We start from the raw sequence: 24,907 nt of genomic DNA, 5'->3' as shown, positions 1-24,907 counted from the left end.
CCCGTTTGATTTCGTAGTAGTTCAACTTGTGTGCCGTGGCCGAATGGCGCCCGGCGCAAGGAGATTCGCATGACCGAACTGACCCGTGAAAAGGCCCAGGCCCTCATCGAAGAGGTGCTGGAGGTCTATCCCGAAAAGGCCAAGAAGGACCGCGCCAAACACCTGATGGTCAATGACAAGTCCATCACCCAGTCGAAGAAGTGCATCACCTCGAACCGCAAGTCGGTGCCCGGCGTGATGACGCAGCGCGGCTGCGCCTATGCCGGTGCGCGTGGCGTGGTGTGGGGCCCGTTCAAGGACATCCTGGACGTGTCACACGGCCCGATCGGCTGTGGCCAGTATTCGCGCGGCGGCCGCCGCAACTACTACACCGGCATGTCGGGCATCGACGCCTTCTGCGACATGATGTTCTCGTCCGACTTCCAGGAGAAGGACATCGTGTTCGGCGGCGACAAGAAGCTCTCCAAGCTGATCGACGAAGTGCAGCAACTCTTCCCGCTAGCCAAGGCCATCTCGGTGCAGTCCGAGTGCCCGATCGGCCTGATCGGCGACGACATCGAAGCGGTGTCGAAGAAGAAGGCGGCCGAGATCGGCAAGACGGTGATTCCGGTGCGCTGTGAGGGTTTCCGTGGCGTGTCGCAATCGCTCGGTCACCACATCTCGAACGACGTGATCCGCGACTGGATTCTGCCGGCGCGTGACGGCAAGCTCGAAGAAGGCACCCCGTATGACGTGGCCATCCTCGGCGACTACAACATCGGCGGCGACGCCTGGGCCTCGCGCATCCTACTCGAAGAGATGGGGCTGCGCGTGGTGGCGCAGTGGTCCGGCGACGGCACGATCACCGAGATCGAGAACACGCCCAAGGTCAAGCTGAACCTGCTGCACTGCTACCGCTCGATGAACTACATCGCGCGCCACATGGAAGAGAAGTACGGCATTCCCTGGCTGGAGTACAACTTCTTCGGCCCGAGCAAGATCAAGGAGTCGCTGCGCGAGATCGCCTCGCACTTCGACGCGAAGATCCAGGAAGGTGCCGAGCGCGTGATCGCCAAGTACACCCCGGCGATGGACGCCATCATCGCCAAGTACAAGCCGCGCCTGCAGGGCAAGAAGGTGATGCTGTACGTCGGTGGCCTGCGTCCGCGCCACACCATCGGCGCCTATGAAGACCTGGGCATGGAAGTGGTCGGCGCCGGTTACGAGTTTGCGCACAACGACGACTACGACCGCACGATGAAGGAGATGAAGGACGCCACCCTCATCTACGACGACGCCACCGGCTACGAGCTCGAAGAATTCGTGCGCCAGCTCAAGCCTGACCTGGTCGGCTCCGGGATCAAGGAGAAGTACGCCTTCCACAAGATGGGCGTGCCCTTCCGCCAACTGCACTCCTGGGACTACTCCGGCCCCTACCACGGCTTCGACGGCTTCGCCGTGTTCGCCCGCGACATGGACATGACGGTCAACAACCCGTGCTGGTCGATGCTCAAGGCACCGTGGGAGAAGGAAGCCGAAGCCCCCGCACAGGAAGCAGCCTGAGCGAAGCCCCCGTAGCGCGGCGACGGCCCGCCGTCGCCGCCAGCGAATGACCTGAAGGCCCGCGTCCACGCATGGTTGGCCGGGCAAGGAGATGCAAGATGCAAACCGTCGACAAGATCGAACCGTGTTTCCCGCTATTCAATTCGGATGAGTACCAGGACCTGATGGAACGCAAGCGTGCGTTCGAGGAACCGCATGCGAAGGAGAAGGTGCAGGAGATCTTCAACTGGACCACCACGCTGGAGTACCAGGAACTGAACTTCAAGCGCGAAGCGCTGACCGTCAACGCAGCCAAGACCTGCCAGCCCCTGGGTGGCTCACTGTGCGGCCTGGGCTTCGAGAAGACCATGGTCTATATCCATGGCTCGCAAGGCTGCGTGGCCTACTTCCGCACTTACTTCAACCGTCACTTCAAGGAGCCGGTCGCCTTCATCGCCGACTCGATGACGGAAGACGCCGCCGTGTTCGGCGGCCAGAAGAACGTGCATGAAGGCCTGCAGAACGCGACCAAACTGTACGACGCCAAGATGATCGCGGTGTGCACCACCTGTATCGCGGAAGTCATCGGTGATGACCTCGGCGCCTTCATCGGCAACGCCCGCAAGGAAGGCTACGTCGACAAGGACTTCCCGATCCCCTACGCCAACACGCCCTCCTTCGTCGGTTCGCACATCACCGGCTGGGACAACATGTTCGAAGGCATCGTCAAGTACTTCACGGGCGCCATCGATGAAGCCACCGGCGCAGTCACGACGAAGAAGCCGGCCACGGTAGGCAGCAACGGCAAGCTCAACATCGTGCCGGGCTTCGAGACCTATCTGGGCAACTACCGCGTCATCAAGCGCATGCTCAGCGAGATGGGCGTGGGCTACACCTACCTGTGCGATCCGGAGGAAGTGCTGGATACGCCGGCCACCGGTGAGTACGAGATGTATGCCGGCGGCACCACGATCCCCGAGATCGAGGATGCGCCGAACGCCATCGACACCCTGTTCCTGCAGCCCACCACGATCGAGAAGAGCCGCAAGTTCGTCAAGGAAACCTGGAGCCACGCCGCGCCCACCATCAACATCCCGATGGGTGTGGACTGGACCGACGAGTTCCTGATGAAGGTCTCGCAACTGACCGGCAAGCCCATCGCCAAGTCGCTGACCACGGAGCGCGGCCGTCTGATGGACATGATGACCGACTCGCACCAGTGGCTGCACGGCAAGAAGATGGCGGTGTTCGGCGATCCTGATTTCGTCATGGGCCTGGTGAAGTTCATGCTGGAACTGGGCATCGAGCCGACCCACATCGTCTGCAACAACAGCAACAAGCGTTGGGAAAAGGCGATGAAGAAAGTGCTCGAAGCCTCGCCCTACGGCATCCACGCCAAGCTGTACCCGGGCGCCGACCTGTGGCACCTGCGCAGCCTGTGCTTCACCGACAAGCCGGACTTCATCGTCGGCAGCAGCTACGGCAAGTTCATCCAGCGCGACACCCTGCACAAGGGTGCCGAGTTCGAAGTGCCGCTGATCCGCCTGGGCTTCCCGATCTTCGATCGCCACCACCTGCATCGCATGACCACCCTGGGCTATGAGGGCGGCATGTACATCCTGACCACGCTGGTGAACGCGGTACTGGAGAACCTGGACAACCAGACCAAGCTGCTCAACAACACCGACTACAACTACGACCTGGTTCGCTGACGAACCCGGCGTCGGGAGCGGAGAGTCACCAGACAGCCCGCTCCCGACGCGCCACCCCCGAGGAAAAACATGGCCGACATCATGATCCGCAAGGTCGCCAATGGCGGGTTCTCCTTCTACCTGCCCAAGCGCGACATCGAGGACGGCATCGCCTCCATCGAGTTCGATACCCCGGAGAAATGGGGCGGCGAACTGAAGCTGGCCAATGGTGGTTCGTACTACGTGGAGCCCATTCCGCAGCCGGCACGCTTCCCGGTCACGCTGCGCGCGAAACGGGTGGATGGGGTGGAATGAACCGGGGAGTAGGGATTGGGGAGTCTGAATGCCTCTTCGACTCCCGACTCCCGACGCACAGATAGGAGAAACAGCATGTCCATGAAGATTCTCGTCGCCGAATGCAGCAGCTGCGGCGATTGCATCAAGGTCTGCCCGACCGAATCCATCTACGACAAGGGCGGCATCGTGAAGATCAAGGCCGACACCTGCAACGAATGCGAGGACAGCGACGACGGCCCCAAGTGCCAGTCGACCTGCCCCTCGGGCGACGCCTGCATCGTTTACATGTGATGGCGGGAGTGGGGAGTAGGGAGTCGCAAAAGCAGCCGACTCGCGCGACTCCCGGCTCCCGACTCCCCACTCACGACTCCCGAGGGACACACCATGAACACCTCCATCACCCGCGAAGCCGCGCTGCGCGTCGGCCTGGCCGCCATGGAACTGAACGTCTCGGTGCGCGAGCTCACCACCGCCATCGTCGACAAGCTGGAACTGCCGCTCACCGAAGACAAGCTGGCGGGCTTCTCGGTCGAGGACCTGCGCGTGGCGCTGTACGGTGAGGACAGCATCTACGTCGAGCACAAGGACTCGCTCAAGCGCGCGGTGCGCCTGCTGTGGGGCGAAAGCGTGGCATTCAGCGAACTGCCGACGCGCGAGGCCTACCAGGAAGGTGACATGCCCGGCTCGGTACGCCTGGCCTGTGCGTCGAATACCGACGAGATGCTGGACGGGCACTTCGGCTCCTGCGAACGCTTCCTGATCTACCAGGTATCCGCCACCGAGGTTCGCCTCGTCGATGTGCGCTCCACCCTGGAAGCCGAGCATGCCGAGGACAAGAACGCCGCGCGAACCGCACTGATCCGGGACTGCCACGTGGTCTACGTGCAGTCCATCGGCGGCCCTGCCGCCGCCAAGGTCGTGCGCAGCTTCATCCACCCGGTGAAGATTCCGCAGGCCTGCGCCGCACGGGCGGCGGCCGAGCGCCTGCGCCAGTCGCTGATGAATCCACCGCCCTGGCTGGCCCGCATCATGGGCGTCAGTTCGCCCTCGCTGGCGCGCATCGCGGCCATGGAGAGCGAAGCATGAACAGCGACATGGTCGAGGGCGTGCGCGACATGCTGGCTGACGGCGGCGTCGCCCAACCGGGCCTGCTGAACCGCCTGCGCCTTGCCTTCCCTGGCCTCGCCTTCAGCCTGTGCGACGACGCCGACATCCCCTCCCGCCTGCGGCCGCTGGCCGAACACGCGGACTATGCCCTGTATGGCGTCAACACCGGCGGGCATTGCGCCAGCCTGACCGCCCACCTGGAGAACGCCGACGGCCTCGCGATTGCCCTGAAGGACGCGGATGACTGAGCCCGCCCCCTGTGGCTGCTCGCGCGCCGCTGCCGATGACCACGACACACGCGACCGCTATGTGAGTTTCGTGGGCCTCGACTGCGACGGCCAGGCACGGCGTTTGTTCGGCCTGCTGCGCAAGTACATCGACACGCCTGCGTTGAGCAACGCGTTCTGGCAACTGCTGGACCGCAAGCTCCACGCCACCAGCGGACCACGCCACGACGAGCTGTTCCTGATCCACGCGCACCTGAACACGCTGCGCGATCAGCTGGAGCAGCACGGCGATGCGGAAGCGCTCGCGCTGCTCGACCAGATCGAACATGAGTGCTGTTGAAGAAACCGAACCACAAGGAAACCATCATGCTGTTCAAGGACTATGAAGCCCGCGGGCTGCTGTTCAACACCAACCTGACCGAGCGCTGCACCAGCGAAGCACTGGATGTCTATCGCGGCGAGCTGGTCCTGGTTCAAGGCGAAGTGTCCGACTCCTCCGGCCGCCGTGCGCCGCCCGCCAGCGTGCTGCAGCAGGTGGTGGCGATGGCTGATGACAAACAGTTGCGCTTTCTCTCCGGCAGTCTGCCCGAAGTGGCCAGCGTCTCCACCCTGCTGGAGAAGTTTGGCGCGGAGCTGTTCGTCGGCAGCCTGGTGATCCTGTTCGTGTTCGACCTCGCCAAGCCGCTGACCGTCACCACCGACACCTGCACCCTGCACCTGCTGCCGCTGGAAGAAGGCCTGACCTGGAACGAACTGGTCGACCTCGCTGCCCTGGAGAAGAGCGACCTCAAGGGTCTGTCCAGCGCCGACAAGGTGCTGGCGGTCTATCGCGAGCTGATCGGCTTCCGCCCGCGTGGCACCAGCGAGGTCACGCTGGCGCAGGCCCTGGCCGCCAGCACCGGTCGCCAGCGCGTACTGCGCGGCCCGGTCTGAGCGGGTGGCGGCGATGCATATCCTGATCGTTCTCGCCCACCCCAAGCCCGGCAGCTTCAACCACGCGCTGGCCGACTGCGTGCGCAGCACACTGGAGTCCCTTGGGCATGCGGTGTCGCTGCGCGACCTCTACGCCGAGGGCTTCGATGCCATCTACACGCCAGACGAGCTGGTGCGAGGCAGCGAACCACCACCCAAGGTGCGCGAGCATGCCGACCTGCTGCGCCATACCGATGGCATCGTGGTGATCCACCCCAACTGGTGGGCGCAGGCACCGGCCATCCTCAAGGGCTGGCTGGACCGCGTGCTGCGCCCGGGTGAAGCCTACCGCTTTGGCACCAACGACAAGGGCGAGGGGGTCATCATCGGCCTGCTCAAGGCGCAGGCCGCGCTGGTGCTGACCACCTCCAACACGCCACGCGAAGCCGAGCTGGCGCTTTACGGTGACCCGCTGGACAACTTCTGGAAGCGCTGTGTGTGGGGCTTCTGCGGCGTGCCGCGCGTGGAGCGCCGCAACTTCGAACCCGTCATCGCCAGCACGCCGGAACAGCGTGCGCAGTGGTTGCAGGAGGCGGCGCAACTCGCGCGCAGCCTGTTCGCCTGAACGCCATCATCGGAATCCCTCGACATGTGTAACGGAACCCCCAGCGCCAAGGACCAGCCGCCCGCCACCCTACATGAGAAAGTCTGCCATGCGACGCACGGCATCCCCTGCCGCGTGGCCCACACCGTCGGTGACTTCATCAAACGATTGCTGGGTCGTCAGCGTGCGGCCGGCAGTTGTGGCTGCGCAGGCCACGCGGAAAGCGCGCCGCAGGCTGCGCCGGCGAGGCTGAAGCCGGTGTCGGGCTGCGGCGGCCACGGCGCTAACGGAAAAAGTACCTGCGGCTGCGGGGGCAAGACGCAATAGCCTGCCCACGCTTGCCGGGCTCAGTGCCCGGCGGGCCGGGGCGCGTCATCCAGATGCGCGCGCGCCCAGGTCAGGGCCTCGTCCAAGGTCTCGAATATCTCGAAGGGCATCACCCCGGCGTAGATGCTGCGCCAGACGCCATCGGTCACTCCGGCGCCTTCCACCTCGGGCGCGATGACATAGGCGGTACACACGCGCCCTCTCGCGGCATGCGACAGCACGCCTTGGCGAATGGCTTCGACCGCCTCCGGGGGGCACAGGCTGGCGCCGCGGATTTCCACGATCACCGCCCAGGGGCCACGCGCGCTGAGGGTGTCGACTGAAGGCGCGAGTTGCGCGACGTATTGCTGGATCAGTTCAATGTTCCAGGGCCCGTCAACCACCGCATGGATGAGGCTTCCCAGCAACTCGTGGCGTATCGTGCCGTGCGGCCGAAACATGTGTACTCCAGTCAAGCTACGCGGAAGCACTGGATTCTAGCCGCGAAGGCAGACACCCGGCGCGCCGCATCAAACAGCAGCGCGCCGGGCGACACACTCAGGTGGCGGTGCTGCCACCCTCTCGCGTCTTCCAGAGCGAGACAAGAATGCCACCGAGGATCAGGCCGAAGGTCACCGTCAGGCTCACCGCGGCGGGAATCTTGCCGATGAAGCCCACCAGGAAGATCTTCGTTCCGATGAACACCAGGACCAGCGCGAGCGCGTACTTCAGGTAAATGAAGCGATGCACCATCGCTGCGAGTGCGAAGTAGAGCGCACGCAGACCCAGTATCGCGAAGATGTTGCTGGTGTAGACGATGAACGGGTCCTGGGTGATGGCGAACACGGCCGGCACGCTATCCACGGCGAAGATCAGATCTACGCATTCAACCATGATCAGCGCCAGGAACAGCGGGGTCACCCACTGCACGGGCTTGCCCGAGGGATCTTCAGGCGAAGGCAGGCGCACGAAGAAGCGCTCGCCGTGCAGATTCGGCGTGACGCGCAGCCGCCCACGCAGGAACCGCAGCACGGGGTTGTTCGCGATGTCCGGCACGTGGTCGATCATCATCCACATCTTGACCCCCGAGGCGACCAGGAAGGCACCGAAGAGGTAGAGCACCCAACTGAACTCGCTGACCAGGGCCGCACCGAGACCGATCATGATCGCGCGCAGCACGATCACCCCGAGGATGCCCCAGAACAACACACGGTGCTGGTAAATGCGCGGCACGGCAAAGAAGGTGAAGATCATCGAGATGACAAACACATTGTCGAGCGACAGGCTCTTCTCCACCAGGAATGCGGTGTAGTAAGCCACCCCGGACTCGGCACCGATCTGCCACCAGACCCCGGCGCCGAACAGCATGGCGATGGCGAAGTAGCCGGCGGAGAGCCACAGGCTCTCCCCGACGCCGATCTCGCGCTGCTCCTTGTGGAGCACACCAAGGTCGAAGGCCAGCAGGGCGACCACGATGACGGCAAAGCTCAGCCAAAGCCAGAGAGCGTGCCCCAGGAAGGGGCTGTTCAGTGAAACGGGCAGGATGTCCATGATTTCAGTTTGTGGATAGGTGTGAGGCGCGGATTCAAGTGAGCGCGGTCTGAGTGGGCAAGGGTCGTACCGGCATGGCCGCGGGGATGCTCATGCAGTCGGCCAGGGTCAGGTCCCAGGCGTCCAGAACCGCCCACAACAGCACCGACTCGCCGCGCAGCACGCGGCGGTCGGCGCCGATGATGTCCAGCGCCAGGCGGCACAGGCGGCGCTGCAGGGCCGGATCGTCGATGTCGGCGAGCAGTTGGGTCACCAGTTCGTGACGCAACTGGCACTGCCCCTCCGCATCGACCGGTGCAAAGCGCAGCAGATCGCGGCAGAAGTCCTGCATCACCTGCGCCAGGCGATCCGAGTCGAGCCCCAGCTCGGCGAGGTCGGGCATGCGATCCAGCCGGCGCAACTCAACCACCTCCAGCAGCCCGTCCGACAGCAGGGTCATGGCAACGAAGCGGGCGATCGCTTCGGGGCTGTTCTTCGCATAGGTACGCATGATGGTGTTCCTTATCCTTGAGGGTGCGCGTTACTCGTCATTGCCGCCGATGCCGAACAAGGCCAGCAGACTGGTGAAGAGGTTGTAGATCGACACATAGAGACCGACCGTGGCCATGATGTAATTCGTCTCACCGCCATGGACGATGTTGCTCGTCTCATAGAGGATCAGGCCGGCGGCCAGCAGGGCGACCGCCGCCGACACCGCCAGGGCGAGCCCGGGCATCGCCAGGAAGTACGCCGCCAGGCCGGCCAGGATGGCGACGATCATGCCGGCGAAGAGGAAGCCCCCCAGGAACCGGAAATCCTTGCGGGTCGTCAGCACCCAGGCGGACAGCGCGAGAAACACCGCTGCCGTACTGCCCAGCGCCATGGCCACGATCATGCCGCCGCCTTCCATGGCCAGCGTGCGGTTGAGGACCGGCCCCAGGGTGTAGCCCATGAAGCCGGTCAGCGCGAACACCGACAGGAGGCCCCAGGCGCTGTTGGCCAGGCGGGCGGTCAGGAAGAACAGACCGAAGAAGCCCGCCAGCGTGAGCAGCAGGCCAGGCGCGGGCCAGTTCATCAGCGTGCTCAGTGTCGCCACGCCGGCACTGAACAGCAGGGTCATGCCGAGCAGGGCATAGGTATTGCGCAGCACGCGCTGGGTATTGCCGGCCAGGCCCAGGCCAACCGGCACACGGCTGAGGTCACGGGTTTGCAACGAGTTTTCCATGATGCGATCTCCTGTTGGATGCGCCCCGGGCGCTCAGGCCTGGGGGTCGAGACGGGCGATGTAGATGATGCGGCGCGACAGGTGACGCGGGCGGGCCAGCCGCGACAGCCGACGCAACACGCTGCGGCTGGCACGCGCCAGGCAGCGGTCGAGCAGACTGCGTACATCCTGCCCGCGGTCCTCGACCACCACCAAGCCCCCGCTCTGCGCGAGGAGCACCTGGACCATGCAGCGCTTGTCTTCGCCACCGCGCGGGCCGTTGATGTCGTCGAGACTGATTGCGACCCGGCTGATGCGATAGCCGTGCCGGCCGAGGTTCATGCGGACACGCGTGTCCGCGAGCAATCTGAAGTCGGGGCCGGGATCGAATCCACGGCATTGAACGTCGATGTGCATGCATGCCTCCAGAAGAGTTGTCGCCAACTGCGACAGTTCCAATGTAGTGGCCGCACTCAATCTTGAAAATTCGAATTATCTAAGTCTATATTTCGAAAAAACCGAAGTGTCAGGCAGATGAACTACAAGCACCTCCACTACTTCTGGATCGTGGCCAAAGCGGGTGGGATACAGCGCGCGGCCGATCAGCTCCACACCACGCCACAGACCCTTAGCGGCCAGATCAAGCTGCTTGAATCGCGCCTGGGCAAGCCCCTGTTCGCCAAGCGCGGGCGCAATCTTGAACTCACCGAGCTGGGACACATGGCACTGGCCTACGCCGACGAGATCTTCTCCCTCGGCGCAGAGCTGGAGCAGGCCATCCGCGCCGACAACCCGGCCGGGCGCGGTATCGAATTCCGCATTGGAGTGTCGGACGCGCTGCCGAAGTCGATTGCCTACAAGCTGGTCGAACCCGCGCTGCACCTTAGCGAGCCTGTGCGCCTGGTGTGCCGTGAGGGCAAGCTGGACCCCCTGCTCACCGAGCTGGCAGCCCACCGACTCGATCTGGTGCTGGCCGACACCACCGTTCCGCCTCACTTGTCGATCAAAGCGTTCAGCCACAAGCTCGGCCGCTCGGGCCAAAGCTTCTTCGCCAGCCCAGCGCTTGCCCGGCGGATCAGCAAACCGGGGACGGGCTTCCCGGCCAGCCTGGATGGCGTCCCTCTCCTGCTGCAAGGCGAGGACTCCGGCGTCAAGCTACGCATGGAAAACTGGCTGATCAATGAGGGGGTCACGCCACGGATCGTCGGCGTATTCGATGACAGTGCCTTGATGAAAGCTTTCGGCCGCGAGGGCACAGGGGTCTTCCCGTCCCCCACGGTGATCGAAACAGAGGTCGCCGCACAGTTCGGCGTCGAACCCATCGGACGCACGGAAGCGGTATGGCAAGACTTCTACGCCATCTCGGTCGAGCGCCGCATCACCCACCCCTGCGTCCGCGCCATCAGCGACTCCGCGCGCGGCGAGCTGTTCGCCCCGGCGGCGCCCACGCGCAGCGATTCGCGCAAACCCGCCCGCAAACGGCCCTGACCTGCCCTCTGCGTCCCCCTGGGCGGGAGGCCCTAACGCGGCATCTGCTCCGCGAAGGTGAAGAAGGCCCGCGACGCGCTGCAGTCCTCGCCCTTGAAGACCTGGCGCAACACCAGCCAGCGGCCGTCGAAGAGGCGCCAGGCAATCAGGTGCTCGCTGTAGACCGGGACGACCTGCCAGTTGTCGTCCTCGTCACTGCGCAGCTCGGTGATCACGGCGCGCACATTGCAGTAGCAGGGCTCGTCTTCCACCTCGTAGCCGATCAGGCGCTCGGCCTCGATCTCATACTCCTTGTGGCGCACGAAGAACACCGGGCGCACGACCTCCGAGCGCCAGGCCTCCGGCAGGCCTTCCTTCCACAGGGATTCGTCGGCGCGGTCCGCGCGCCAGGCGGCGGTCTTCTGCGTGCGCTCGCGTGCAGCGAGATGCGGTATGTCCATGGCGTACTCCTTCGGGCGCATTGATATGCCCGGCATTCGCCAGTTCCGTGCCAGCCGCACCTGTCTCGTCAATCGAGCCACTGGAATGCCGCTCGCTGACGGCGCGCCGCACTTTCGTGCCCGGTCGCGCCAGCCGCTGGCGTGCCGCAGCGAAAGCTGTGTCCTTGATGACATTTTGTCGGGTTCATCACAGCCAGCCGCGCTGCCTGCGCACATGAAATCAAGGACTTCGCGTCCATTCGCTGGTCGGCACATGGCTTGCGACCTGCAGCCCTGAGCATGTTGTCGCATGCATCACGAGAGCAGCCACGATGAGAGCGTCCGAGATTGCCGCCCTGCAGAACGAACCGGCCTGCGCCCACAACAAGTCGGCGGAGAAGACGGGCTGCGCGCGCCCCAAGCCGGGCGCGACCGCCGGCGGCTGCCCCTTCGACGGCGCGCAGATCGCGCTGCTGCCGATCGCCGACGTCGCGCATATCGTGCACGGTCCGATCGGCTGCTCCGGCAACTCCTGGGACAACCGCGGCACCCGCTCCTCCGGCCCACGTCTCTACCGCACGGGGCTCACGACTGACCTGTCGGAGCAGGACGTGATCATGGGGCGCGGCGAGAAGAAGCTGTTCCATGCAATCAAGCAGGCCATCGAGGATCTCTCGCCGGCCGCCGTGTTCGTCTATGCCACCTGCGTGACGGCGGTGATCGGCGATGACCTCGACGCGGTGTGCCAGGCCGCCCAGGCACGCTGGGGCGTGCCGGTGGTGCCGGTCGACTGCGCCGGCTTCTACGGCAACAAGAACATCGGCAACCGCATCGCCGGCGAAGCCATGCTCAAGCATGTGATCGGCACGCGCGAGCCCGCGCCCGCACCGGCCCTGCCGGGCATCGCGCGGGTGCATGACATCAGCCTGATCGGCGAGTACAACATCGCCGGCGAATTCTGGAACGTCGCACCGCTGTTCGACGAGCTGGGTCTGCGCATCCTCGGCAGCCTGTCGGGCGACGCGCGCTTCCATGAAGTGCAGACCCTGCATCGCGCCGAGGCGAGCATGGTGGTGTGCGCCCGCGCCCTGGTGAACGTCGCGCGCAAGCTGCAGGAGCGCTACGCCATCCCGTACTTCGAGGGCAGCTTCTACGGAGTGGAGGACACCTCCGCCGCGCTGCGCGAGTTCGCCCGCCTGCTCGGCGACGCCGATCTCAGCGCGCGCACCGAGGCACTGATCGCGCGCGAGGAGGCCGCCGCCCATGCCACGCTGACGCCCTGGCGGCAGCGCCTCAAGGGGCGCCGTGTGCTGCTCTACACCGGCGGCGTGAAGTCCTGGTCCATCATCTCCGCGCTGCGCGACCTGGGCATGGAGGTCGTCGCCACTGGAACGCGCAAATCCACCGCCGAGGACAAGGCGCGCATCCGCGAGCTAATGGGGGATGACGCGATCATGCTCGACGAGGGCAGCCCCAAGACCCTGCTCGGCGTATTCAAGGAGCAGCGCGCAGACATCCTGATCGCGGGTGGCCGCAACCTCTACACCGCGCTGAAGGCACGCATTCCCTTCCTCGACATCAACCAGGAACGCGAGTTCGGCTACGCCGGCTATCGCGGCATGCCGGAGCTGGCGCGCCAGCTCGCGCTGTCGATGGAGAGCCCGGTGTGGGAGGCGGTACGCAAGCCGGCGCCGTGGAACCCCTCCCCATCCCTCCCCTTGTCAGGGGAGGGCGTCACGCCCGCCAGCGCGATGTTCTCCTCCCCTGACAAGGGGAGGTCAGGAGGGGGTCACGGCGACACGCACACCGACACAGCAGTCCCATCCGTTCTGGAGCGCCGCCATGGCTGAGATCATCAAGCGTGCCAAGCCGCTGGCGGTCAATCCGCTCAAGAGCAGTGCCCCGCTGGGTGCCGCGCTGGCCTTCCTGGGGCTGCGCCGGACCATCCCGATGCTGCACGGCGCGCAAGGCTGCACCGCCTTCGGCAAGGTCTTCTTTGTGCGCCACTTCCGCGAACCCATCCCGCTGCAGAGCAGTGGCATGGACCATGTGACGACCGTGATGGGGGCCGACGAGAACGTGCTGGAAGGCCTGCGCACGCTGTGCGAGAAGAACGACCCGGAGCTCATCGGCTTGCCCACCACCGGGCTGTCGGAAACGCAGGGCGCCGACATCCATCGCCTGGTGCGCGACTTCCGCGCGCGCTACCCGCAGTTCGCCCATGTCGCCGTGGTGGCGGTCAATGCACCGGACTTCAACGGCAGCCTCGAATCCGGCTTCGCGCTGGCGGTCGAGGCCATCATCCGCGAGCTGGTGCCGCCGACGCAGTGCGCCGGGCGTCGTTGCCAACAGGTCAATGTGCTCGCCAATGCCTCGCTGACGCCGGGCGATCTGGAGGCGATCCGCGAGTGGTGCGAGGCCTTCGGGCTGCAGCCGGTGATCCTGCCCGACCTCGGCGACTCGCTCGACGGCCATCTGGTCGAGGCCCAGCACAGCGCACTGACCCTGGGCGGCACGCCGCGCGCCGAGATCGCCGCGATGGGCGAATCCATCGCCACCCTGGTGATCGGCCACTCCATGCTGAACGCCGCCCAACTGCTGTACGCCCGCAGCGGCGTGCCGCTGATCCACCTCCCGCATCTGCAAGGCCTGGACGCCTGCGACAGCTTCACCGCCATGCTCGCCGAGCTGTCGGGCCAGCCAGTGCCGGCGCGCCTGGAACGCCAGCGCGCGCAACTGCAGGACGCCATGGTGGACAGCCATTTCCACACCGGTTTCCTGCGCGTAGCCCTGGCCGGCGAGCCGGACCTGCTGGCCGGCATGGCTGCACTGTTCGCCGGCATGGGTGCGCAGATCGTCAGCGCCGTGTCCCCCATCAAGCAACCGGCCTTGGCCGCCCTGCCCTGCGCCGAGGTGCGCATCGGCGACCTGCAGGATCTGGAGCAAGCCGCACGCGCGGCCGACGCACAACTCCTGGTCGGCAGCTCACATGCGCAGCAAGCCGCCGAGCGCCTGGGCCTCCCGCTGCTGCGCGCAGGCTTTCCGCAATACGACCGGGCCGGCGCGCAAGCCCGCGCCTGGGTGGGCTACCGCGGCACGCGGCAGGCCCTGTTCGACATCGCCAACCTTGTCCTGGAGCATCACCATGACATTGCAGCTTACCGATCCGTCTTCTGGGCTGGCGGCCCACGCGACGCCGAACGCGCCGCAGAAACCCGGCCTGCGCCGGGTGAGCCTGCCCTGGTCCGCCACTGAGGCGGCGGCCGGCACGCTGCGCCTGGCTTTCGCCAGTCGCGGGCGCAGCCATATCGACCAGCACTTCGGCGCGGCCGAGGGCTTCGTGCTCTACACGCTGGACGCCGAGCGCGCACGCCTGGCCGGCGTGCTGTCCTTCCCGCCGGAGAACATGGACGGCAACGAGAACAAGCTGGCCGAGCGCATCGCCGCGCTGGCCGGTGCCGACGCGGTCTATTGCCTGGCCGCCGGCGGCTCGGCGATCCGCCAGTTGCTGGCCATGGGCATCCAGCCGATGCGGGTGGACGAGCCCAAGCAGATCGACGAAGTGCTGCACTCCCTGCGCAACGCGATCCGCCATGGCGGGCTGTCCTGGGTGGACCGCTGCCTGCGTCGTGCCGACCACACGCGTTTCGATCGCATGATCGAGGAAGGCTGGCAGGACTGATGGACTGCCAGGCCCGCATCCTCGCGCTGCATGCTCATCGCATGGACGTGGCCGTCCAGCCGGCAGCGGCCTGCTGCGCCTGCGGCGCGCGCCGCGCATGCCAGGGCGACGACGACAAGCAAGGTGGCCGCGTGTTCTCACTGGCACTGGAACCAGGCCTGCCGGTGGGCAGTACGGTCACCCTGCGCCTGCCCGATGAACGCGTGGCACAGGGTGCGCTGCTGGCCTACCTGTTGCCGGTGCTGTGCCTGCTCGCCGGCGCGCTGCTGGGTGAGGCCCTGGGTGGCGACGGCGCCGCGCTGGGTGGCTGCGGCGCGGGCCTGCTGCTGGGTCTGGCCGCCTCGCGCGGCATCCTGCGGCGGCGTGGCGAGAGCTGGTTCGCACCGCAACTGCTGCCCACGCCGGCCCTGCAGAGTCCTGCCCATTTTCACCCACACCCCACCTCTTCCATAGACCGGAGCACGGCATGAGTACCCCCACGTCCGAACTCAAACCCGCCCTCGACCCACTGTTCGAGACCGACTTCATGCGCGAGATGCTGCGTCAGATGCGCGCGCTGGACACCTACGGCGTCAACGACGGCAAGCAACCCGAACAACTGCTGGCGCCTTTTGTGCTGACGCGCGAAGCGCGCGCCGCGATCCCGCTGACCGGCGACCCGGATGCGCGTGTCATTGCGCGCGTCAAGGCCTTCTACAACGCGATCGCCATCCTGATCGAACAGGAATGCGGACAGATGGCCTCGCCCTTGGTGCACCTGTCGCACGAAGGCTTCGGCCGCGTGCTGATCACGGTCGGCAAGCTGGTGGTGCTGGACCGCACGCTGCGCGATGCGCACCGCTTCGGCTTCGAGAGCTTCTCGAAGATGAAGACCGAGGCCGACAAGCAACTCTCCGTTGCCGTCGGCCTGGCCGGGCGCTACCCCGAAGTGGCCGGCCTGTGAATGCAATCCACATAACGAGCCGCCACGACGAGGGCGGGCCCCTGGTGAGAGAACCCTTGTCCAACCTTCACACCTGGAGTCAGAAATGGCAGACATGATTACCGGCGTCACCCGTGGCGGGGATGCCTGGACCCCCGAGTTCGCGGTGGCGCTCGACGCCAAGAAATGCATCGGCTGCGGCCGCTGCTACAAGGTCTGCACGCGCGACGTGCTGGAACTGATCGACCGCAGCGAGGAAGACATCTCCGAGGACGATGACGACGACAGCGACAGCATCTCGTCCGTGATGTCACTCGCCGACCCGATGGATTGCACCGGCTGCGCCGCCTGCAGCCGCGTGTGCCCGAAGGCCTGCTTCACCCACCAGGCTTTGCCGCTGGGCGCCTGAGCGGGGGGCGGCTGCCCCCTTCCAAAGTCTCCTCGTGACGGGCACGACACGCATCGTGCCCGCCTCCCCCGACGCCGTCCGCGACCCAGATTGCCGACGGCGTCACCTCTTTGAGGGCATGCTCACGCGGGCCTGTCGTAAACCTCACAAGCGTGCGCTCAGCCCGCGCGAAAAGTCCCGGCTGGCAAGGGCTCTCGTCCCTTCCGCCGGGATGGCACGGCCTTTGCGAAACCTCCGCATGCGCCATGCGCGCGACCCTCACCCCGAAGGAGCATCGCCATGTGGGACTACACGGACAAGGTCAAGGACCACTTCTTCAATCCGCGCAACGCCGGACCGCTGCCCGATGCCAATGCCATCGGCGACGTCGGCTCGATCCAGTGCGGCGACGCGCTGCGTCTGATGCTCAAGGTGGAGGCGGAGAGCGAGCGAATTATCGACGCGCGCTTCCAGACCTTCGGCTGCGGCTCGGCCATCGCCTCCAGCTCGGCGCTAACCGAACTGGTCAAGGGCAAGACGCTGGACGAAGCGCTGGCGATCAGCAACCAGGACATCGCGGCCTACCTCGACGGCCTGCCGCCGGAGAAGATGCACTGCTCGGTCATGGGCCGCGAAGCGCTGCAGGCCGCCATCGCCCACTATCGCGGCGAGGAGTGGAAGGATGAGCACGAGGAAGGCGAGCTGATCTGCAAGTGCTACGCGGTGGATGCCGCGCTGATCGAGCGCGTGGTGCGCGAGAACCAGTTGTCGACGCTGGAGCAGGTCACGCACTACACCAAGGCCGGCGGCGCCTGCGCCTCGTGCCACGAGAAGATCGAGGACGTGCTTCATCAGGTGCTGGTCGCCGAAGGACGCGCGCCGGCCGTGAGCGCGGAAACACGCGCCCACCCCGCCACGCCAGCGGTCGCGGCAGAGCCCGATGCCGCCTCCGCCCGTCCCCGCCTGACCAATCTGCAACGCATGCGCAGGATCGAAGAGATCATCGAATCGGTGCGCCCGATGCTGCAGCGTGATCGCGGTGACATCGAGATCGTCGATATCGTGGGCAAGAACGTCTACGTCAATCTCAAGGGTGCCTGCATGGGCTGCACGATGGAGGCTGCGACCCTCGGCGGCATCCAGCAGAAGCTGTTCGAGGACCTCGGTGAATACGTACGCCTGCTGCCGGCAAGCCAGATGGAGGAAGTGCGATGAGCCAGCGCCCCGTCATGCCTGCGCAGGCAGGCATCCAGCGTCTTTGACGCTCGACGCCCCACGCCCGCCCACGCGGGCCCGCCACTGAACGCCACTTGCCCGAACCGACGGAGTTGCCCCCCATGAATCCGATCTACTTCGACAACAACGCCACCACTGCCTGCGACCCGGAAGTGGTGGCCGCCATGCTGCCCTTCTTCACCGAGCAGTTCGGCAACGCCTCCTCGATCCACAGCTTCGGCGACCGCGTGGGCCGCGCGATCCACCAGGCGCGCGGCCAGGTGCAGGCACTGCTCGGCGCTGCGCTGGACTCCGAGATCATCTTCACCTCGGGTGGTACCGAGTCGGACAACACCGCGATCCTGTCCGCGCTGAAGGCCTTTCCCGAGCGCAACCAGATCATCACCACGGTGGTCGAGCATCCGGCCGTGCTGGCGCTGTGCGAGCGCCTGGAGAAGGAGGGCTACGTGGTGCATCGCCTGCGCGTGGACAAGCGTGGCCGGCTCGACATCGACGAGTACCGCAGCCTGCTCAACGAGCGCGTGGCCCTGGTCTCGGTGATGTGGGCCAACAACGAGACCGGCACGATCTTCCCGGTCGAGGAGATGGCCGAGTACGCGCATGCCATGGGCATCCAGTTCCACACCGACGCGGTGCAGGCCGTGGGCAAGATCCCCATCGACCTCAAGCGCACGCAGATCGACATGCTGTCGCTGTCCGGCCACAAGCTGCACGCACCCAAGGGCATCGGCGTGCTGTACCTGCAGCGTGGCGCGCGCTTCCGCCCGCTGCTGCGCGGCGGCCAGCAGGAACGCGGACGCCGCCCCGGCACCGAGAACGCACCGGCCATCGTCGGCCTGGGCAAGGCGGCCGAGCTGTGCCTGGCCAACATGCGGGTCGAGAACGAAGAGGTGCGCGACCTGCGCGACAGGCTGGAGCGCGGCATCCTCGCCAAGGTGCCGCGCGCCTTCCCGACCGGCGACCTCAACAACCGCCTGCCCAACACCAGCAACATCGCCTTCGAGTTCGTCGAGGGCGAAGCCATCCTGCTGCTGCTCAACAAGCTGGGCATCGCGGCTTCCAGCGGCTCGGCCTGCACCTCGGGCTCGCTGGAGCCCTCGCATGTGATGCGCGCGATGGGCCTGCCCTATACCGCCGCGCACGGCTCGATCCGCTTCTCGCTGTCGCGCTACAACACGCGCGAAGAGGTGGAGCACGCGATCGAGGTGGTGCCGGGCATCATCGCGCAACTGCGCAGCATCTCGCCCTACTGGGCCGAGCAGACAGAGCGCGCAAACACCAGCTTTCAGCCTGCCTACTCCTGAGCCCGCACGCCCGGCAAGCACGAGACGGCTGCCGGGAAGCGCTGAAGATGCCGTCACGCAAAAGCGGGCAGCAATCGCCTTTTGTTCCAAATTCGGAACAGTCATTGACGCCCATCCATCTTTTGTTGCACCAGCGCCGCTCATAAACTGCAACTCATGCACTGGCGCCCCCGCCAGCCCCCAGACAGGAGAGCAGATCATGATCGAACGCCGCCCCTTCGCCACCCTTGGTGCCGCCGACCACGGCTGGCTCAAGGCCCGCCACCACTTCTCCTTTGCCGACTACTACGACCCGCAACGCCGCGGCTTTGGCGACCTGCTGGTGTGGAACGACGACGAGATCGCACCGGGCACCGGCTTCCCGCCGCACGGCCATGCGAGCATGGAGATCATCACCTACGTGCGGGATGGCGCGATCACCCACCGCGACAGCCTGGGCAACGAAGGTCGCACCGAGGCCGGTGACGTGCAGGTCATGAGCGCGGGCAGCGGCATCCGCCATTCCGAGTACAACCTGGAGGCCACGCCCACGCGCATCTTCCAGATCTGGATCGAGCCCACCCAACGCGGCGGCGAGCCCACCTGGGGCAGCCAGCCCTTCCCGCGCGGCGAGCGCAGCGGCCGCTTCGCCGTGCTGGCCAGCGGCCTGCCGGAGGATGGGGACGCCTTGCGCATCCGGGCCGATGCACGCGTGCTGGGCGCCACGCTGAAGGCGGGCGAGAGCGTCGAATACACGCTGGCCGAGGGGCGCCACGCCTACCTCGTGCCGGCCGTGGGCGAGGTGGAGGTCAACGGCGTGGCGGTCGAGGCGCGCGATGGCCTCGCCATCTCGCAGGAGAGCGTGCTGCGCATCACCGCGCGCAGCGAGGCCGAAGTGGTGATGGTCGACGTGCCTTGATCGTGGGCACATCGCCCTCACCTATGACGACTGGAACGGAAAGGACAGGTAAGATCATGGACAGGATCACTCTCTACGGCACCACCTGGTGCCCCTGGTGTGACCGCGCCGAAAAGCTGTTGCAGGCCAAGGGCGTGGCCGACCGCCTCGACAAGATCAACATCGAGCAGGACGCGGAGGCCGGGGCGCGCATGATGGCGCAGACCGGTCGCCGCACCGTGCCGCAGATCTTCATCGGCGAGCGCCACATCGGCGGCTTCGACGATCTCGCCGCGCTCGACCGTAAGGGAGAACTGGACACACTGCTGGGCCGCTGAGGCGGTCCGGTGGCGCAGCACGACACATGAGCACGCACATCACCAAGATCGGGCAGGCCCGCCTGCCCACCCGCCACGGCGAGTTTGACTCGCACGCTTTCCGCAACGAGGAAACCGGCATCGAGCACCTGGCGCTGACCCTCGGCGACTTCGGCGGCGAAGACGTGCTGATGCGCGTGCATTCCGAATGCCTGACCGGCGACGTCTTCGGCTCCCTGCGCTGCGACTGTGGCGAACAGCTCGATCTCGCCCTGCAGCGCATCGCCACCGCCGGTCGCGGCGCCCTGGTCTACCTGCGCGGGCAGGAAGGACGCGGCATCGGCCTGGCCAACAAGATCCGCGCCTACGAACTGCAGGACGATGGCCTGGACACGGTGGACGCCAACCTCGCGCTGTCGCTGCCGGTGGATGCGCGCCGCTACGAGGACGCGGTAGCCATCCTCCACGCCCTGGGCATCGCCAGCGTGCGCCTCATGAGCAACAACCCGCTCAAGCAGCAGGCCTTGGAGGCGGGGGGCATCACCGTCAGCGAATGCGTCCCCCACTACGTGCCCGCGACGCAGGAAAACCGCCGCTACATCGAGACCAAGCGCACCCGCATGGGCCACGCCATCGCGCCGGGCGGCATCAAACAAACGGTATGAAACGCCGGGGAACTTCTCCCGCCCTGCGCGTCCAAACGCAGGCCTGATTGTTTCGTACTACACTGCCCGCATGCGCGCCCTGTTCCGCCTGATCCTGGTCAGCCTGTTGAGCCTGAGCATCCCGCTCCAGGGCGTGACGGCGCTCGCCATGAGCATGCAGCCGGCCATGCCGGAGCATGCAGGCACCCAGTTGGATGCGGACATGAGCACCTGCCACGGCCAGGCGGTGGGCGCGGGCGATTCGCAAGACCACGCCCAGAGCCGCCCAACCCAACCCTTGCCGGCCAAAGCCAAGGCCTGCGGCGGCTGTTGCGGCGCCATGCTGGACACCCTCGCCTTACCCGTTCTGCCCATGCCACCGGGCCAGCCGCCGTACCTGGCCCGCGACCTGCAGACCCCGGCCGACCACATCCCGCCCGGGCTGGAGCGCCCCCCTCGAAGCCTTTCCTGATCCGTCCGCCCGACCGGTGCACGCGCGCCGGCGCTTTCAACGACATTTCAGGAATGCCTCCCATGAAGACCCGTTTCGCACTTGCGAGCCTCGCGCTCGCCACCTCGACCCTCGTCCTGCCGATCCACGCCGCCCTGGCACAGACCAGCCACAACCACGCCAGCATGAACCACGGCGAGGCCATGACGCCGGCCGAAATCCGCGCCCTGGACCTCAAGGCCGGCAAGCTCACCCTCAAGCATGGTGAGCTGAAAGACCTCGGCATGCCGCCGATGACCATGGTGTTCACGATCAAGAAGGGGCTCACCCTGCCGACCGACCTCAAGGTCGGCGACAAGGTGCAGGTGCGCGTCGAAGACCTCGGCGGCACGCTGACGGTCACCCAGCTCAAGCGCTGAGGAGACGCCCATGTTCCGCAGACCATGTCTCATGGTCTGGCTGGCGGCCGCCCTGTTCGGGGCGACCGGGGCTGCGCTCGCCCATGGCGACGCTACCCATGCCACGCCCGACCTCCCGCCCGAGCAAACCGCCTGGGGCATCGCCGGCACGCCCGGCAAGCCCGCCCGCCGCATCGAAATCCGCATGACGGACGACATGCGTTTCACACCCTCGCACATCGTTGTGCGTCAGGGCGAAACCATCCAGTTCGTGATCCGCAATGCGGGCAAGGTGCTGCACGAGATGGTGATCGGCACCCCGCAGACCATCACCGAGCACGCCGCCCTGATGAAGAAGTTTCCCAATATGGAACACGCCGACCCGTGGATGGCGCATGTGAAGCCTGCCCAGCAGGGGCGCCTCCTGTGGCATTTCAATCGCCGTGGCCGCTTCGAATTCGCCTGCCTCGTCGGCGGCCACTTCGAAGCCGGCATGCGCGGAACCATCGAGGTCACGCCATGAACGCCCGCCCTCTCCTCTGTTTCCTATTGTTCGGCGCGGGTCTCGCCAGCGCCACCGAGCCCCTGCAACTGAGCGAAGCACAGCGCGTGGCGGAGCAGCGCGCGCCCCAGCTCGCCGCCGCGCAGGCGCAGGAAAGCGCCGCGCGCGACATGGCGATTGCCGCCGGCCAGCTCCCCGACCCGGTGCTCAAGCTGGGCGTGGCCAACGTGCCGATCAGCGGCGAGATGGCCTGGAGCCTGGTGCAGGACAGCATGACCATGCGCCAGCTCGCCCTGATGCAGGAGTTCACCCGCGGCGACAAACGCCAGGCCCGTGCCGAGCGCGCCTTGAGCGAAGCCGGCCTGGCCGTCGCTGCGCGCCGCCAGGCGCTGGCCTCCACCCGGCGCGACACCGCGCTGGCCTGGCTGGACCTCGCTTACCAGGACAGCATGCGCCAGCTCATCGAAGCCCAGCTTGGCGAGCTGCGTCTGCAGCAGCAGGCCGCCGAGGCCGCCTTCCGCGCCGGGCGCGGCCCGCAGGCCGACATCCTGGCCAACGGGCTGGCCATCGCCCGCACCCAGGACCAGCTCGCCCAGATGCAGCGCGACATCGCGATGGCACGCGCGCGGCTGGCACGCTGGGTCGGCGAAGACGCCCAGCGCCCGCTCGGTACCCTGCCCGATCACGACCACCTGAGCTGGCAGGCCGACCCAGGAGACGCGGCACTGGCCAGTCACCCGACCCTGGCCGCCCAGCAAGGCATGGTCAGCGTGGCGGAAGCCGAGGCAAGGCTGGCACGCGAGAACCGCACACCGGACATCGCGGTGGAGCTGATGTACAGCCAGCGCGGACCGTCCTACCCCAACATGGTGTCGCTGAACTTCTCCATGCCCCTGCCCTGGGACCGTGGCAACCGCCAGGATCGCGAGCTCTCCGCCAGCCTCGCGCGTGCCGACGCCGCCCGCGCCGCGCAGGAAGACATGCAGCGCGCCTACCGCACCGAGCTGGCCGAGCGCCTCGCCGCCTGGCAGGCCGACCGTGCGCGCCTGATCCGCTATGACAAGGAGTTGCTGCCACTCGCGGCGGGCCAGGTCGACGCCGCGCTGGCCGCCTACCGCGCCGGCAGCGGCATGCTCGACCGCGTGCTGGAAGCGCGCCGCATGCTGCTCGACACCCGCATGGAGCGCCAGCGCGTGGCCCTGGAAGCCGCGCGCAGCTGGGCCCAGCTCAATTTCCTGAATCCACAGGACGGTGAGGACCGCACCGTTCAGGGAGCACAACCATGAACCACAAACCCCTGATTCTCAGCGTCGCACTGGCGCTGGCCTTTGCCACCGTCGGCTTCGGCGCCTATCAACTCGGCAACCGTCAGGCCGGATCGCATGCCAGCGCCGCCGATAGCGGAGACAGCAAGATCGACCCGGCCACCGGCCGCCGCGTACTCTATTGGCACGACCCGATGGTGCCGGGGCAGAAGTTCGACAAACCCGGCAAATCGCCCTTCATGGACATGCAACTGGTGCCGGTGTACGCCGACGAGGCTGCCGATGCCGGTGGCATCAGCGTGAGCCCGCGCCAGACGCAGAACCTCGGCCTGCGCACTGCCGCTGCCGCCATGGGGCGCCTCGCGCCGCAGGTGGAAGCCGGCGGCAACGTGGCCTGGAACGAGCGCGGGCTGGCCGTGGTGCAGGCCCGCAACACCGGCTTCGTCGAGAAGCTCTACGTGCGCGCCACGCTGGATCGCGTCGCCAAGGGCCAGGCCCTGGCCGACATCTATGTGCCGGACTGGGTCGCGGCACAGGAGGAGTTTCTCGCCGTCAAACGCATGCAGGGCGACAACACCGCCGCACTGGTCGATGCCGCGCGTGCGCGCATGCGTCAGGCCGGCATGTCGGACGCCTTGATCGCCGAAGTGGAACGGGAGGGCAAGGTGCGTGCGCGCACCACCCTCACCGCGCCGCAGGCCGGCAGCGTGGTCGAACTGGCGGTGCGCGAGGGCATGACGGTGATGGCCGGCGCCACGCTGTTCCGCCTCAATGCGCTGGACAGCGTGTGGGTCATCGCCGAACTGCCCGAAACGCAGGCCGCGCGGCTAAGCCCCGGCACTCCGGTGGAGGCACAGGCAGCCGGCTTCCCGGGTGAAGTGTTCAAAGGCCGCGTGCAGGCCATGCTGCCCGAGGTGGAAGCCGCCACGCGCACCCTGCGCGTGCGCATCGAACTGGCCAATCCCGGCGCGCGGCTCGCACCGGGCATGTATGTACGGCTCGCCTTCGCCAGCGCGGCGCGCGAAGCGCTGCTGATCCCGCAGGAAGCGCTGATCCGCACCGGCCAGCGCAGCGTGGTGATGCTCGCCGAGGGCGAAGGCAAGTATCGCCCGGTAGACGTGCAGACCGGGCAGGAGGCGAATGGCCAGGTGGAGATCACCGCCGGCCTCACCGCCGGCCAGCAGGTGGTGGTGTCGGGCCAGTTCCTGCTCGATTCGGAAGCCAGCCTGCGCGCAGTGACGCCGCGCTTGGCCGACGCACAGGCTGCGGCAAGCAAGGAATACCAGGTCGAAGCGGTGTTCGAGTCGGTGGTCGATGACATGGCCATGCTGTCGCACCCGCCCATCCCCGAGCTGAAATGGGGCGCGATGACCATGGGCTTCAAGCTGCCCAAGGAAGGCATGCCGAAAGACCTCAAGCCCGGGCAGAAGCTGCATATCGCCTTCACCGTACCGGAGAGCGGCGAACCGCAGCTCACGCATGTGATGACGATGGGGGGAAAAAAATGACTACGACACTCCTCAAGCGTAGCCCGGATGCAGGCCAGCGGCCGGAATCCGGGGCATGCGAGCCCCTGCAACGCTCCCCCGGATTCCGCTACGCTGCATCCGGGCTA

At 66.5% G+C, this 24,907-nt stretch carries 32 protein-coding genes; 26 read left to right on the top strand and 6 right to left on the bottom strand.

Features of this window, described 5'->3' with window-relative positions; all coding sequences use genetic code 11:
* The first annotated feature begins 69 nt into the window (after window positions 1-69).
* From nifD to NMB43_RS03345, 9 genes are all read left to right on the top strand, one after another.
* Window positions 70-1,542: a nitrogenase molybdenum-iron protein alpha chain gene (gene nifD, locus NMB43_RS03385; protein ID WP_494350754.1), complete on the top strand. Its 1,473-nt coding sequence runs from the start codon at window positions 70-72 to the stop codon at window positions 1,540-1,542.
* 98 nt (window positions 1,543-1,640) lie between these two features.
* Window positions 1,641-3,233, top strand: a complete 1,593-nt coding sequence (gene nifK / locus NMB43_RS03380; RefSeq protein ID WP_494350753.1) for a nitrogenase molybdenum-iron protein subunit beta — start codon at window positions 1,641-1,643, stop codon at window positions 3,231-3,233.
* A gap of 69 nt (window positions 3,234-3,302) precedes the next feature.
* Entirely contained in the window at window positions 3,303-3,527 is a 225-nt protein-coding gene (nifT, locus tag NMB43_RS03375; protein ID WP_494350752.1) for a putative nitrogen fixation protein NifT, read from the top strand.
* A gap of 75 nt (window positions 3,528-3,602) precedes the next feature.
* Window positions 3,603-3,800 carry a 4Fe-4S dicluster domain-containing protein gene (locus NMB43_RS03370; RefSeq protein WP_494350751.1) on the top strand — a complete coding sequence of 66 codons (198 nt, stop codon included), beginning with the start codon at window positions 3,603-3,605 and terminating at the stop codon, window positions 3,798-3,800.
* Between the two features lie 93 nt (window positions 3,801-3,893).
* Window positions 3,894-4,595 carry a dinitrogenase iron-molybdenum cofactor biosynthesis protein gene (locus NMB43_RS03365; protein WP_494350750.1) on the top strand — a complete coding sequence of 234 codons (702 nt, stop codon included), beginning with the start codon at window positions 3,894-3,896 and terminating at the stop codon, window positions 4,593-4,595.
* Window positions 4,592-4,864: a DUF6129 family protein gene (locus NMB43_RS03360; RefSeq protein WP_494350749.1), complete on the top strand. Its 273-nt coding sequence runs from the start codon at window positions 4,592-4,594 to the stop codon at window positions 4,862-4,864. Before NMB43_RS03365 ends, NMB43_RS03360 begins: the two co-directional genes overlap by 4 nt.
* Window positions 4,857-5,183, top strand: coding sequence for a N(2)-fixation sustaining protein CowN (gene cowN / locus NMB43_RS03355; protein WP_494350748.1), 327 nt, complete (start codon window positions 4,857-4,859; stop codon window positions 5,181-5,183). Before NMB43_RS03360 ends, cowN begins: the two co-directional genes overlap by 8 nt.
* On the top strand, window positions 5,180-5,776 hold the full coding sequence (locus NMB43_RS03350; RefSeq protein WP_494350747.1) for a hypothetical protein: 597 nt from the start codon (window positions 5,180-5,182) through the stop codon (window positions 5,774-5,776). Before cowN ends, NMB43_RS03350 begins: the two co-directional genes overlap by 4 nt.
* 13 nt (window positions 5,777-5,789) lie before the next feature.
* Window positions 5,790-6,380 carry an NAD(P)H-dependent oxidoreductase gene (locus NMB43_RS03345; protein ID WP_494350746.1) on the top strand — a complete coding sequence of 197 codons (591 nt, stop codon included), beginning with the start codon at window positions 5,790-5,792 and terminating at the stop codon, window positions 6,378-6,380.
* A gap of 326 nt (window positions 6,381-6,706) precedes the next feature.
* Here the strand turns inward: NMB43_RS03345 and NMB43_RS03340 are convergent, their stop codons facing one another.
* The 5 genes from NMB43_RS03340 to NMB43_RS03320 all read right to left on the bottom strand — a co-directional run bounded on the left by NMB43_RS03340 (window position 6,707) and on the right by NMB43_RS03320 (window position 9,816).
* Complete coding sequence (locus NMB43_RS03340) at window positions 6,707-7,126, bottom strand: hypothetical protein (protein WP_494350745.1); 420 nt, start codon at window positions 7,124-7,126, stop codon at window positions 6,707-6,709.
* Window positions 7,127-7,223: 97 nt separating this feature from the next.
* Entirely contained in the window at window positions 7,224-8,216 is a 993-nt protein-coding gene (locus tag NMB43_RS03335) for a TerC family protein (RefSeq protein ID WP_494350744.1), read from the bottom strand.
* A gap of 34 nt (window positions 8,217-8,250) precedes the next feature.
* Window positions 8,251-8,706 carry a hypothetical protein gene (locus NMB43_RS03330; RefSeq protein WP_494350743.1) on the bottom strand — a complete coding sequence of 152 codons (456 nt, stop codon included), beginning with the start codon at window positions 8,704-8,706 and terminating at the stop codon, window positions 8,251-8,253.
* A gap of 30 nt (window positions 8,707-8,736) precedes the next feature.
* Window positions 8,737-9,420, bottom strand: a complete 684-nt coding sequence (locus NMB43_RS03325) for a Bax inhibitor-1/YccA family protein (protein WP_494350742.1) — start codon at window positions 9,418-9,420, stop codon at window positions 8,737-8,739.
* Window positions 9,421-9,453: 33 nt separating this feature from the next.
* Window positions 9,454-9,816, bottom strand: a complete 363-nt coding sequence (locus NMB43_RS03320) for an HPF/RaiA family ribosome-associated protein (RefSeq protein WP_494350741.1) — start codon at window positions 9,814-9,816, stop codon at window positions 9,454-9,456.
* Between the two features lie 117 nt (window positions 9,817-9,933).
* Between NMB43_RS03320 and nhaR the strand changes: the two genes are divergently transcribed.
* Window positions 9,934-10,887, top strand: a complete 954-nt coding sequence (gene nhaR / locus NMB43_RS03315; RefSeq protein ID WP_494350740.1) for a transcriptional activator NhaR — start codon at window positions 9,934-9,936, stop codon at window positions 10,885-10,887.
* A gap of 32 nt (window positions 10,888-10,919) precedes the next feature.
* Here the strand turns inward: nhaR and NMB43_RS03310 are convergent, their stop codons facing one another.
* Complete coding sequence (locus tag NMB43_RS03310) at window positions 10,920-11,327, bottom strand: hypothetical protein (protein ID WP_494350739.1); 408 nt, start codon at window positions 11,325-11,327, stop codon at window positions 10,920-10,922.
* Window positions 11,328-11,638: 311 nt separating this feature from the next.
* Between NMB43_RS03310 and nifE the strand changes: the two genes are divergently transcribed.
* The 16 genes from nifE to NMB43_RS03230 all read left to right on the top strand — a co-directional run bounded on the left by nifE (window position 11,639) and on the right by NMB43_RS03230 (window position 24,800).
* Window positions 11,639-13,156 (top strand): nitrogenase iron-molybdenum cofactor biosynthesis protein NifE, encoded by a 1,518-nt coding sequence (gene nifE, locus NMB43_RS03305; RefSeq protein ID WP_494350738.1) that lies wholly within the window; start codon window positions 11,639-11,641, stop codon window positions 13,154-13,156.
* On the top strand, window positions 13,149-14,561 hold the full coding sequence (nifN, locus tag NMB43_RS03300; protein WP_494350737.1) for a nitrogenase iron-molybdenum cofactor biosynthesis protein NifN: 1,413 nt from the start codon (window positions 13,149-13,151) through the stop codon (window positions 14,559-14,561). Before nifE ends, nifN begins: the two co-directional genes overlap by 8 nt.
* On the top strand, window positions 14,452-14,988 hold the full coding sequence (locus NMB43_RS03295) for a NifB/NifX family molybdenum-iron cluster-binding protein (protein ID WP_494350736.1): 537 nt from the start codon (window positions 14,452-14,454) through the stop codon (window positions 14,986-14,988). Before nifN ends, NMB43_RS03295 begins: the two co-directional genes overlap by 110 nt.
* Window positions 14,988-15,458, top strand: coding sequence for a SoxR reducing system RseC family protein (locus tag NMB43_RS03290; RefSeq protein WP_494350735.1), 471 nt, complete (start codon window positions 14,988-14,990; stop codon window positions 15,456-15,458). The genes NMB43_RS03295 and NMB43_RS03290 overlap by 1 nt, the downstream gene beginning before the upstream one ends.
* A complete protein-coding gene (locus NMB43_RS03285; protein WP_494350734.1) occupies window positions 15,455-15,931 on the top strand; it encodes a NifX-associated nitrogen fixation protein in 477 nt (158 codons plus the stop codon). Before NMB43_RS03290 ends, NMB43_RS03285 begins: the two co-directional genes overlap by 4 nt.
* An 85-nt stretch (window positions 15,932-16,016) precedes the next feature.
* Window positions 16,017-16,319, top strand: coding sequence for a ferredoxin III, nif-specific (gene fdxB, locus NMB43_RS03280; RefSeq protein ID WP_494350733.1), 303 nt, complete (start codon window positions 16,017-16,019; stop codon window positions 16,317-16,319).
* A gap of 279 nt (window positions 16,320-16,598) precedes the next feature.
* Entirely contained in the window at window positions 16,599-17,513 is a 915-nt protein-coding gene (gene nifU, locus NMB43_RS03275; RefSeq protein ID WP_494350732.1) for a Fe-S cluster assembly protein NifU, read from the top strand.
* A gap of 122 nt (window positions 17,514-17,635) precedes the next feature.
* Window positions 17,636-18,838, top strand: a complete 1,203-nt coding sequence (gene nifS / locus NMB43_RS03270) for a cysteine desulfurase NifS (RefSeq protein WP_494350731.1) — start codon at window positions 17,636-17,638, stop codon at window positions 18,836-18,838.
* A 199-nt stretch (window positions 18,839-19,037) separates the two neighbouring features.
* Entirely contained in the window at window positions 19,038-19,736 is a 699-nt protein-coding gene (locus tag NMB43_RS03265; protein ID WP_494350730.1) for a pirin family protein, read from the top strand.
* A gap of 56 nt (window positions 19,737-19,792) precedes the next feature.
* Window positions 19,793-20,053 carry a glutaredoxin 3 gene (gene grxC, locus NMB43_RS03260; RefSeq protein ID WP_494350729.1) on the top strand — a complete coding sequence of 87 codons (261 nt, stop codon included), beginning with the start codon at window positions 19,793-19,795 and terminating at the stop codon, window positions 20,051-20,053.
* A gap of 26 nt (window positions 20,054-20,079) precedes the next feature.
* On the top strand, window positions 20,080-20,697 hold the full coding sequence (gene ribA, locus NMB43_RS03255; protein WP_494350728.1) for a GTP cyclohydrolase II: 618 nt from the start codon (window positions 20,080-20,082) through the stop codon (window positions 20,695-20,697).
* 70 nt (window positions 20,698-20,767) lie between these two features.
* Window positions 20,768-21,148, top strand: a complete 381-nt coding sequence (locus NMB43_RS03250; RefSeq protein ID WP_494350727.1) for a hypothetical protein — start codon at window positions 20,768-20,770, stop codon at window positions 21,146-21,148.
* A gap of 62 nt (window positions 21,149-21,210) precedes the next feature.
* The gene (locus tag NMB43_RS03245; RefSeq protein ID WP_494350726.1) at window positions 21,211-21,546 is read left to right on the top strand and encodes a copper-binding protein; all 336 of its coding nucleotides are present in this window, start codon (window positions 21,211-21,213) and stop codon (window positions 21,544-21,546) included.
* A 10-nt stretch (window positions 21,547-21,556) separates the two neighbouring features.
* Window positions 21,557-22,048, top strand: coding sequence for a cupredoxin domain-containing protein (locus NMB43_RS03240; RefSeq protein WP_494350725.1), 492 nt, complete (start codon window positions 21,557-21,559; stop codon window positions 22,046-22,048).
* Entirely contained in the window at window positions 22,045-23,313 is a 1,269-nt protein-coding gene (locus tag NMB43_RS03235) for a TolC family protein (RefSeq protein WP_494350724.1), read from the top strand. The genes NMB43_RS03240 and NMB43_RS03235 overlap by 4 nt, the downstream gene beginning before the upstream one ends.
* Window positions 23,310-24,800 (top strand): efflux RND transporter periplasmic adaptor subunit, encoded by a 1,491-nt coding sequence (locus NMB43_RS03230; RefSeq protein WP_494350723.1) that lies wholly within the window; start codon window positions 23,310-23,312, stop codon window positions 24,798-24,800. The genes NMB43_RS03235 and NMB43_RS03230 overlap by 4 nt, the downstream gene beginning before the upstream one ends.
* Window positions 24,801-24,907: the final 107 nt, after the last annotated feature.

The sequence above is a fragment of the Uliginosibacterium sangjuense genome (assembly GCF_059132465.1).
Note: the sequence above shows the minus strand (reverse complement) of the source record. Positions and strands in the feature narration are given on the sequence as shown.

Excerpts from the sequence above, each read along its gene's own strand:
- nifD (WP_494350754.1), top strand. The coding sequence starts at position 70 with ATGACCGAACTGACCCGTGAAAAGGCCCAGGCCCTCATCGAAGAGGTG.
- nifK (WP_494350753.1), top strand. The coding sequence starts at position 1,641 with ATGCAAACCGTCGACAAGATCGAACCGTGTTTCCCGCTATTCAATTCG.
- nifT (WP_494350752.1), top strand. The coding sequence starts at position 3,303 with ATGGCCGACATCATGATCCGCAAGGTCGCCAATGGCGGGTTCTCCTTC.
- NMB43_RS03370 (WP_494350751.1), top strand. The coding sequence starts at position 3,603 with ATGTCCATGAAGATTCTCGTCGCCGAATGCAGCAGCTGCGGCGATTGC.
- NMB43_RS03365 (WP_494350750.1), top strand. The coding sequence starts at position 3,894 with ATGAACACCTCCATCACCCGCGAAGCCGCGCTGCGCGTCGGCCTGGCC.
- NMB43_RS03360 (WP_494350749.1), top strand. The coding sequence starts at position 4,592 with ATGAACAGCGACATGGTCGAGGGCGTGCGCGACATGCTGGCTGACGGC.
- cowN (WP_494350748.1), top strand. The coding sequence starts at position 4,857 with ATGACTGAGCCCGCCCCCTGTGGCTGCTCGCGCGCCGCTGCCGATGAC.
- NMB43_RS03345 (WP_494350746.1), top strand. The coding sequence starts at position 5,790 with ATGCATATCCTGATCGTTCTCGCCCACCCCAAGCCCGGCAGCTTCAAC.
- NMB43_RS03340 (WP_494350745.1), bottom strand. The coding sequence starts at position 7,126 with ATGTTTCGGCCGCACGGCACGATACGCCACGAGTTGCTGGGAAGCCTC.
- NMB43_RS03335 (WP_494350744.1), bottom strand. The coding sequence starts at position 8,216 with ATGGACATCCTGCCCGTTTCACTGAACAGCCCCTTCCTGGGGCACGCT.
- NMB43_RS03330 (WP_494350743.1), bottom strand. The coding sequence starts at position 8,706 with ATGCGTACCTATGCGAAGAACAGCCCCGAAGCGATCGCCCGCTTCGTT.
- NMB43_RS03325 (WP_494350742.1), bottom strand. The coding sequence starts at position 9,420 with ATGGAAAACTCGTTGCAAACCCGTGACCTCAGCCGTGTGCCGGTTGGC.
- NMB43_RS03320 (WP_494350741.1), bottom strand. The coding sequence starts at position 9,816 with ATGCACATCGACGTTCAATGCCGTGGATTCGATCCCGGCCCCGACTTC.
- nhaR (WP_494350740.1), top strand. The coding sequence starts at position 9,934 with ATGAACTACAAGCACCTCCACTACTTCTGGATCGTGGCCAAAGCGGGT.
- NMB43_RS03310 (WP_494350739.1), bottom strand. The coding sequence starts at position 11,327 with ATGGACATACCGCATCTCGCTGCACGCGAGCGCACGCAGAAGACCGCC.
- nifE (WP_494350738.1), top strand. The coding sequence starts at position 11,639 with ATGAGAGCGTCCGAGATTGCCGCCCTGCAGAACGAACCGGCCTGCGCC.
- nifN (WP_494350737.1), top strand. The coding sequence starts at position 13,149 with ATGGCTGAGATCATCAAGCGTGCCAAGCCGCTGGCGGTCAATCCGCTC.
- NMB43_RS03295 (WP_494350736.1), top strand. The coding sequence starts at position 14,452 with ATGACATTGCAGCTTACCGATCCGTCTTCTGGGCTGGCGGCCCACGCG.
- NMB43_RS03290 (WP_494350735.1), top strand. The coding sequence starts at position 14,988 with ATGGACTGCCAGGCCCGCATCCTCGCGCTGCATGCTCATCGCATGGAC.
- NMB43_RS03285 (WP_494350734.1), top strand. The coding sequence starts at position 15,455 with ATGAGTACCCCCACGTCCGAACTCAAACCCGCCCTCGACCCACTGTTC.
- fdxB (WP_494350733.1), top strand. The coding sequence starts at position 16,017 with ATGGCAGACATGATTACCGGCGTCACCCGTGGCGGGGATGCCTGGACC.
- nifU (WP_494350732.1), top strand. The coding sequence starts at position 16,599 with ATGTGGGACTACACGGACAAGGTCAAGGACCACTTCTTCAATCCGCGC.
- nifS (WP_494350731.1), top strand. The coding sequence starts at position 17,636 with ATGAATCCGATCTACTTCGACAACAACGCCACCACTGCCTGCGACCCG.
- NMB43_RS03265 (WP_494350730.1), top strand. The coding sequence starts at position 19,038 with ATGATCGAACGCCGCCCCTTCGCCACCCTTGGTGCCGCCGACCACGGC.
- grxC (WP_494350729.1), top strand. The coding sequence starts at position 19,793 with ATGGACAGGATCACTCTCTACGGCACCACCTGGTGCCCCTGGTGTGAC.
- ribA (WP_494350728.1), top strand. The coding sequence starts at position 20,080 with ATGAGCACGCACATCACCAAGATCGGGCAGGCCCGCCTGCCCACCCGC.
- NMB43_RS03250 (WP_494350727.1), top strand. The coding sequence starts at position 20,768 with ATGCGCGCCCTGTTCCGCCTGATCCTGGTCAGCCTGTTGAGCCTGAGC.
- NMB43_RS03245 (WP_494350726.1), top strand. The coding sequence starts at position 21,211 with ATGAAGACCCGTTTCGCACTTGCGAGCCTCGCGCTCGCCACCTCGACC.
- NMB43_RS03240 (WP_494350725.1), top strand. The coding sequence starts at position 21,557 with ATGTTCCGCAGACCATGTCTCATGGTCTGGCTGGCGGCCGCCCTGTTC.
- NMB43_RS03235 (WP_494350724.1), top strand. The coding sequence starts at position 22,045 with ATGAACGCCCGCCCTCTCCTCTGTTTCCTATTGTTCGGCGCGGGTCTC.
- NMB43_RS03230 (WP_494350723.1), top strand. The coding sequence starts at position 23,310 with ATGAACCACAAACCCCTGATTCTCAGCGTCGCACTGGCGCTGGCCTTT.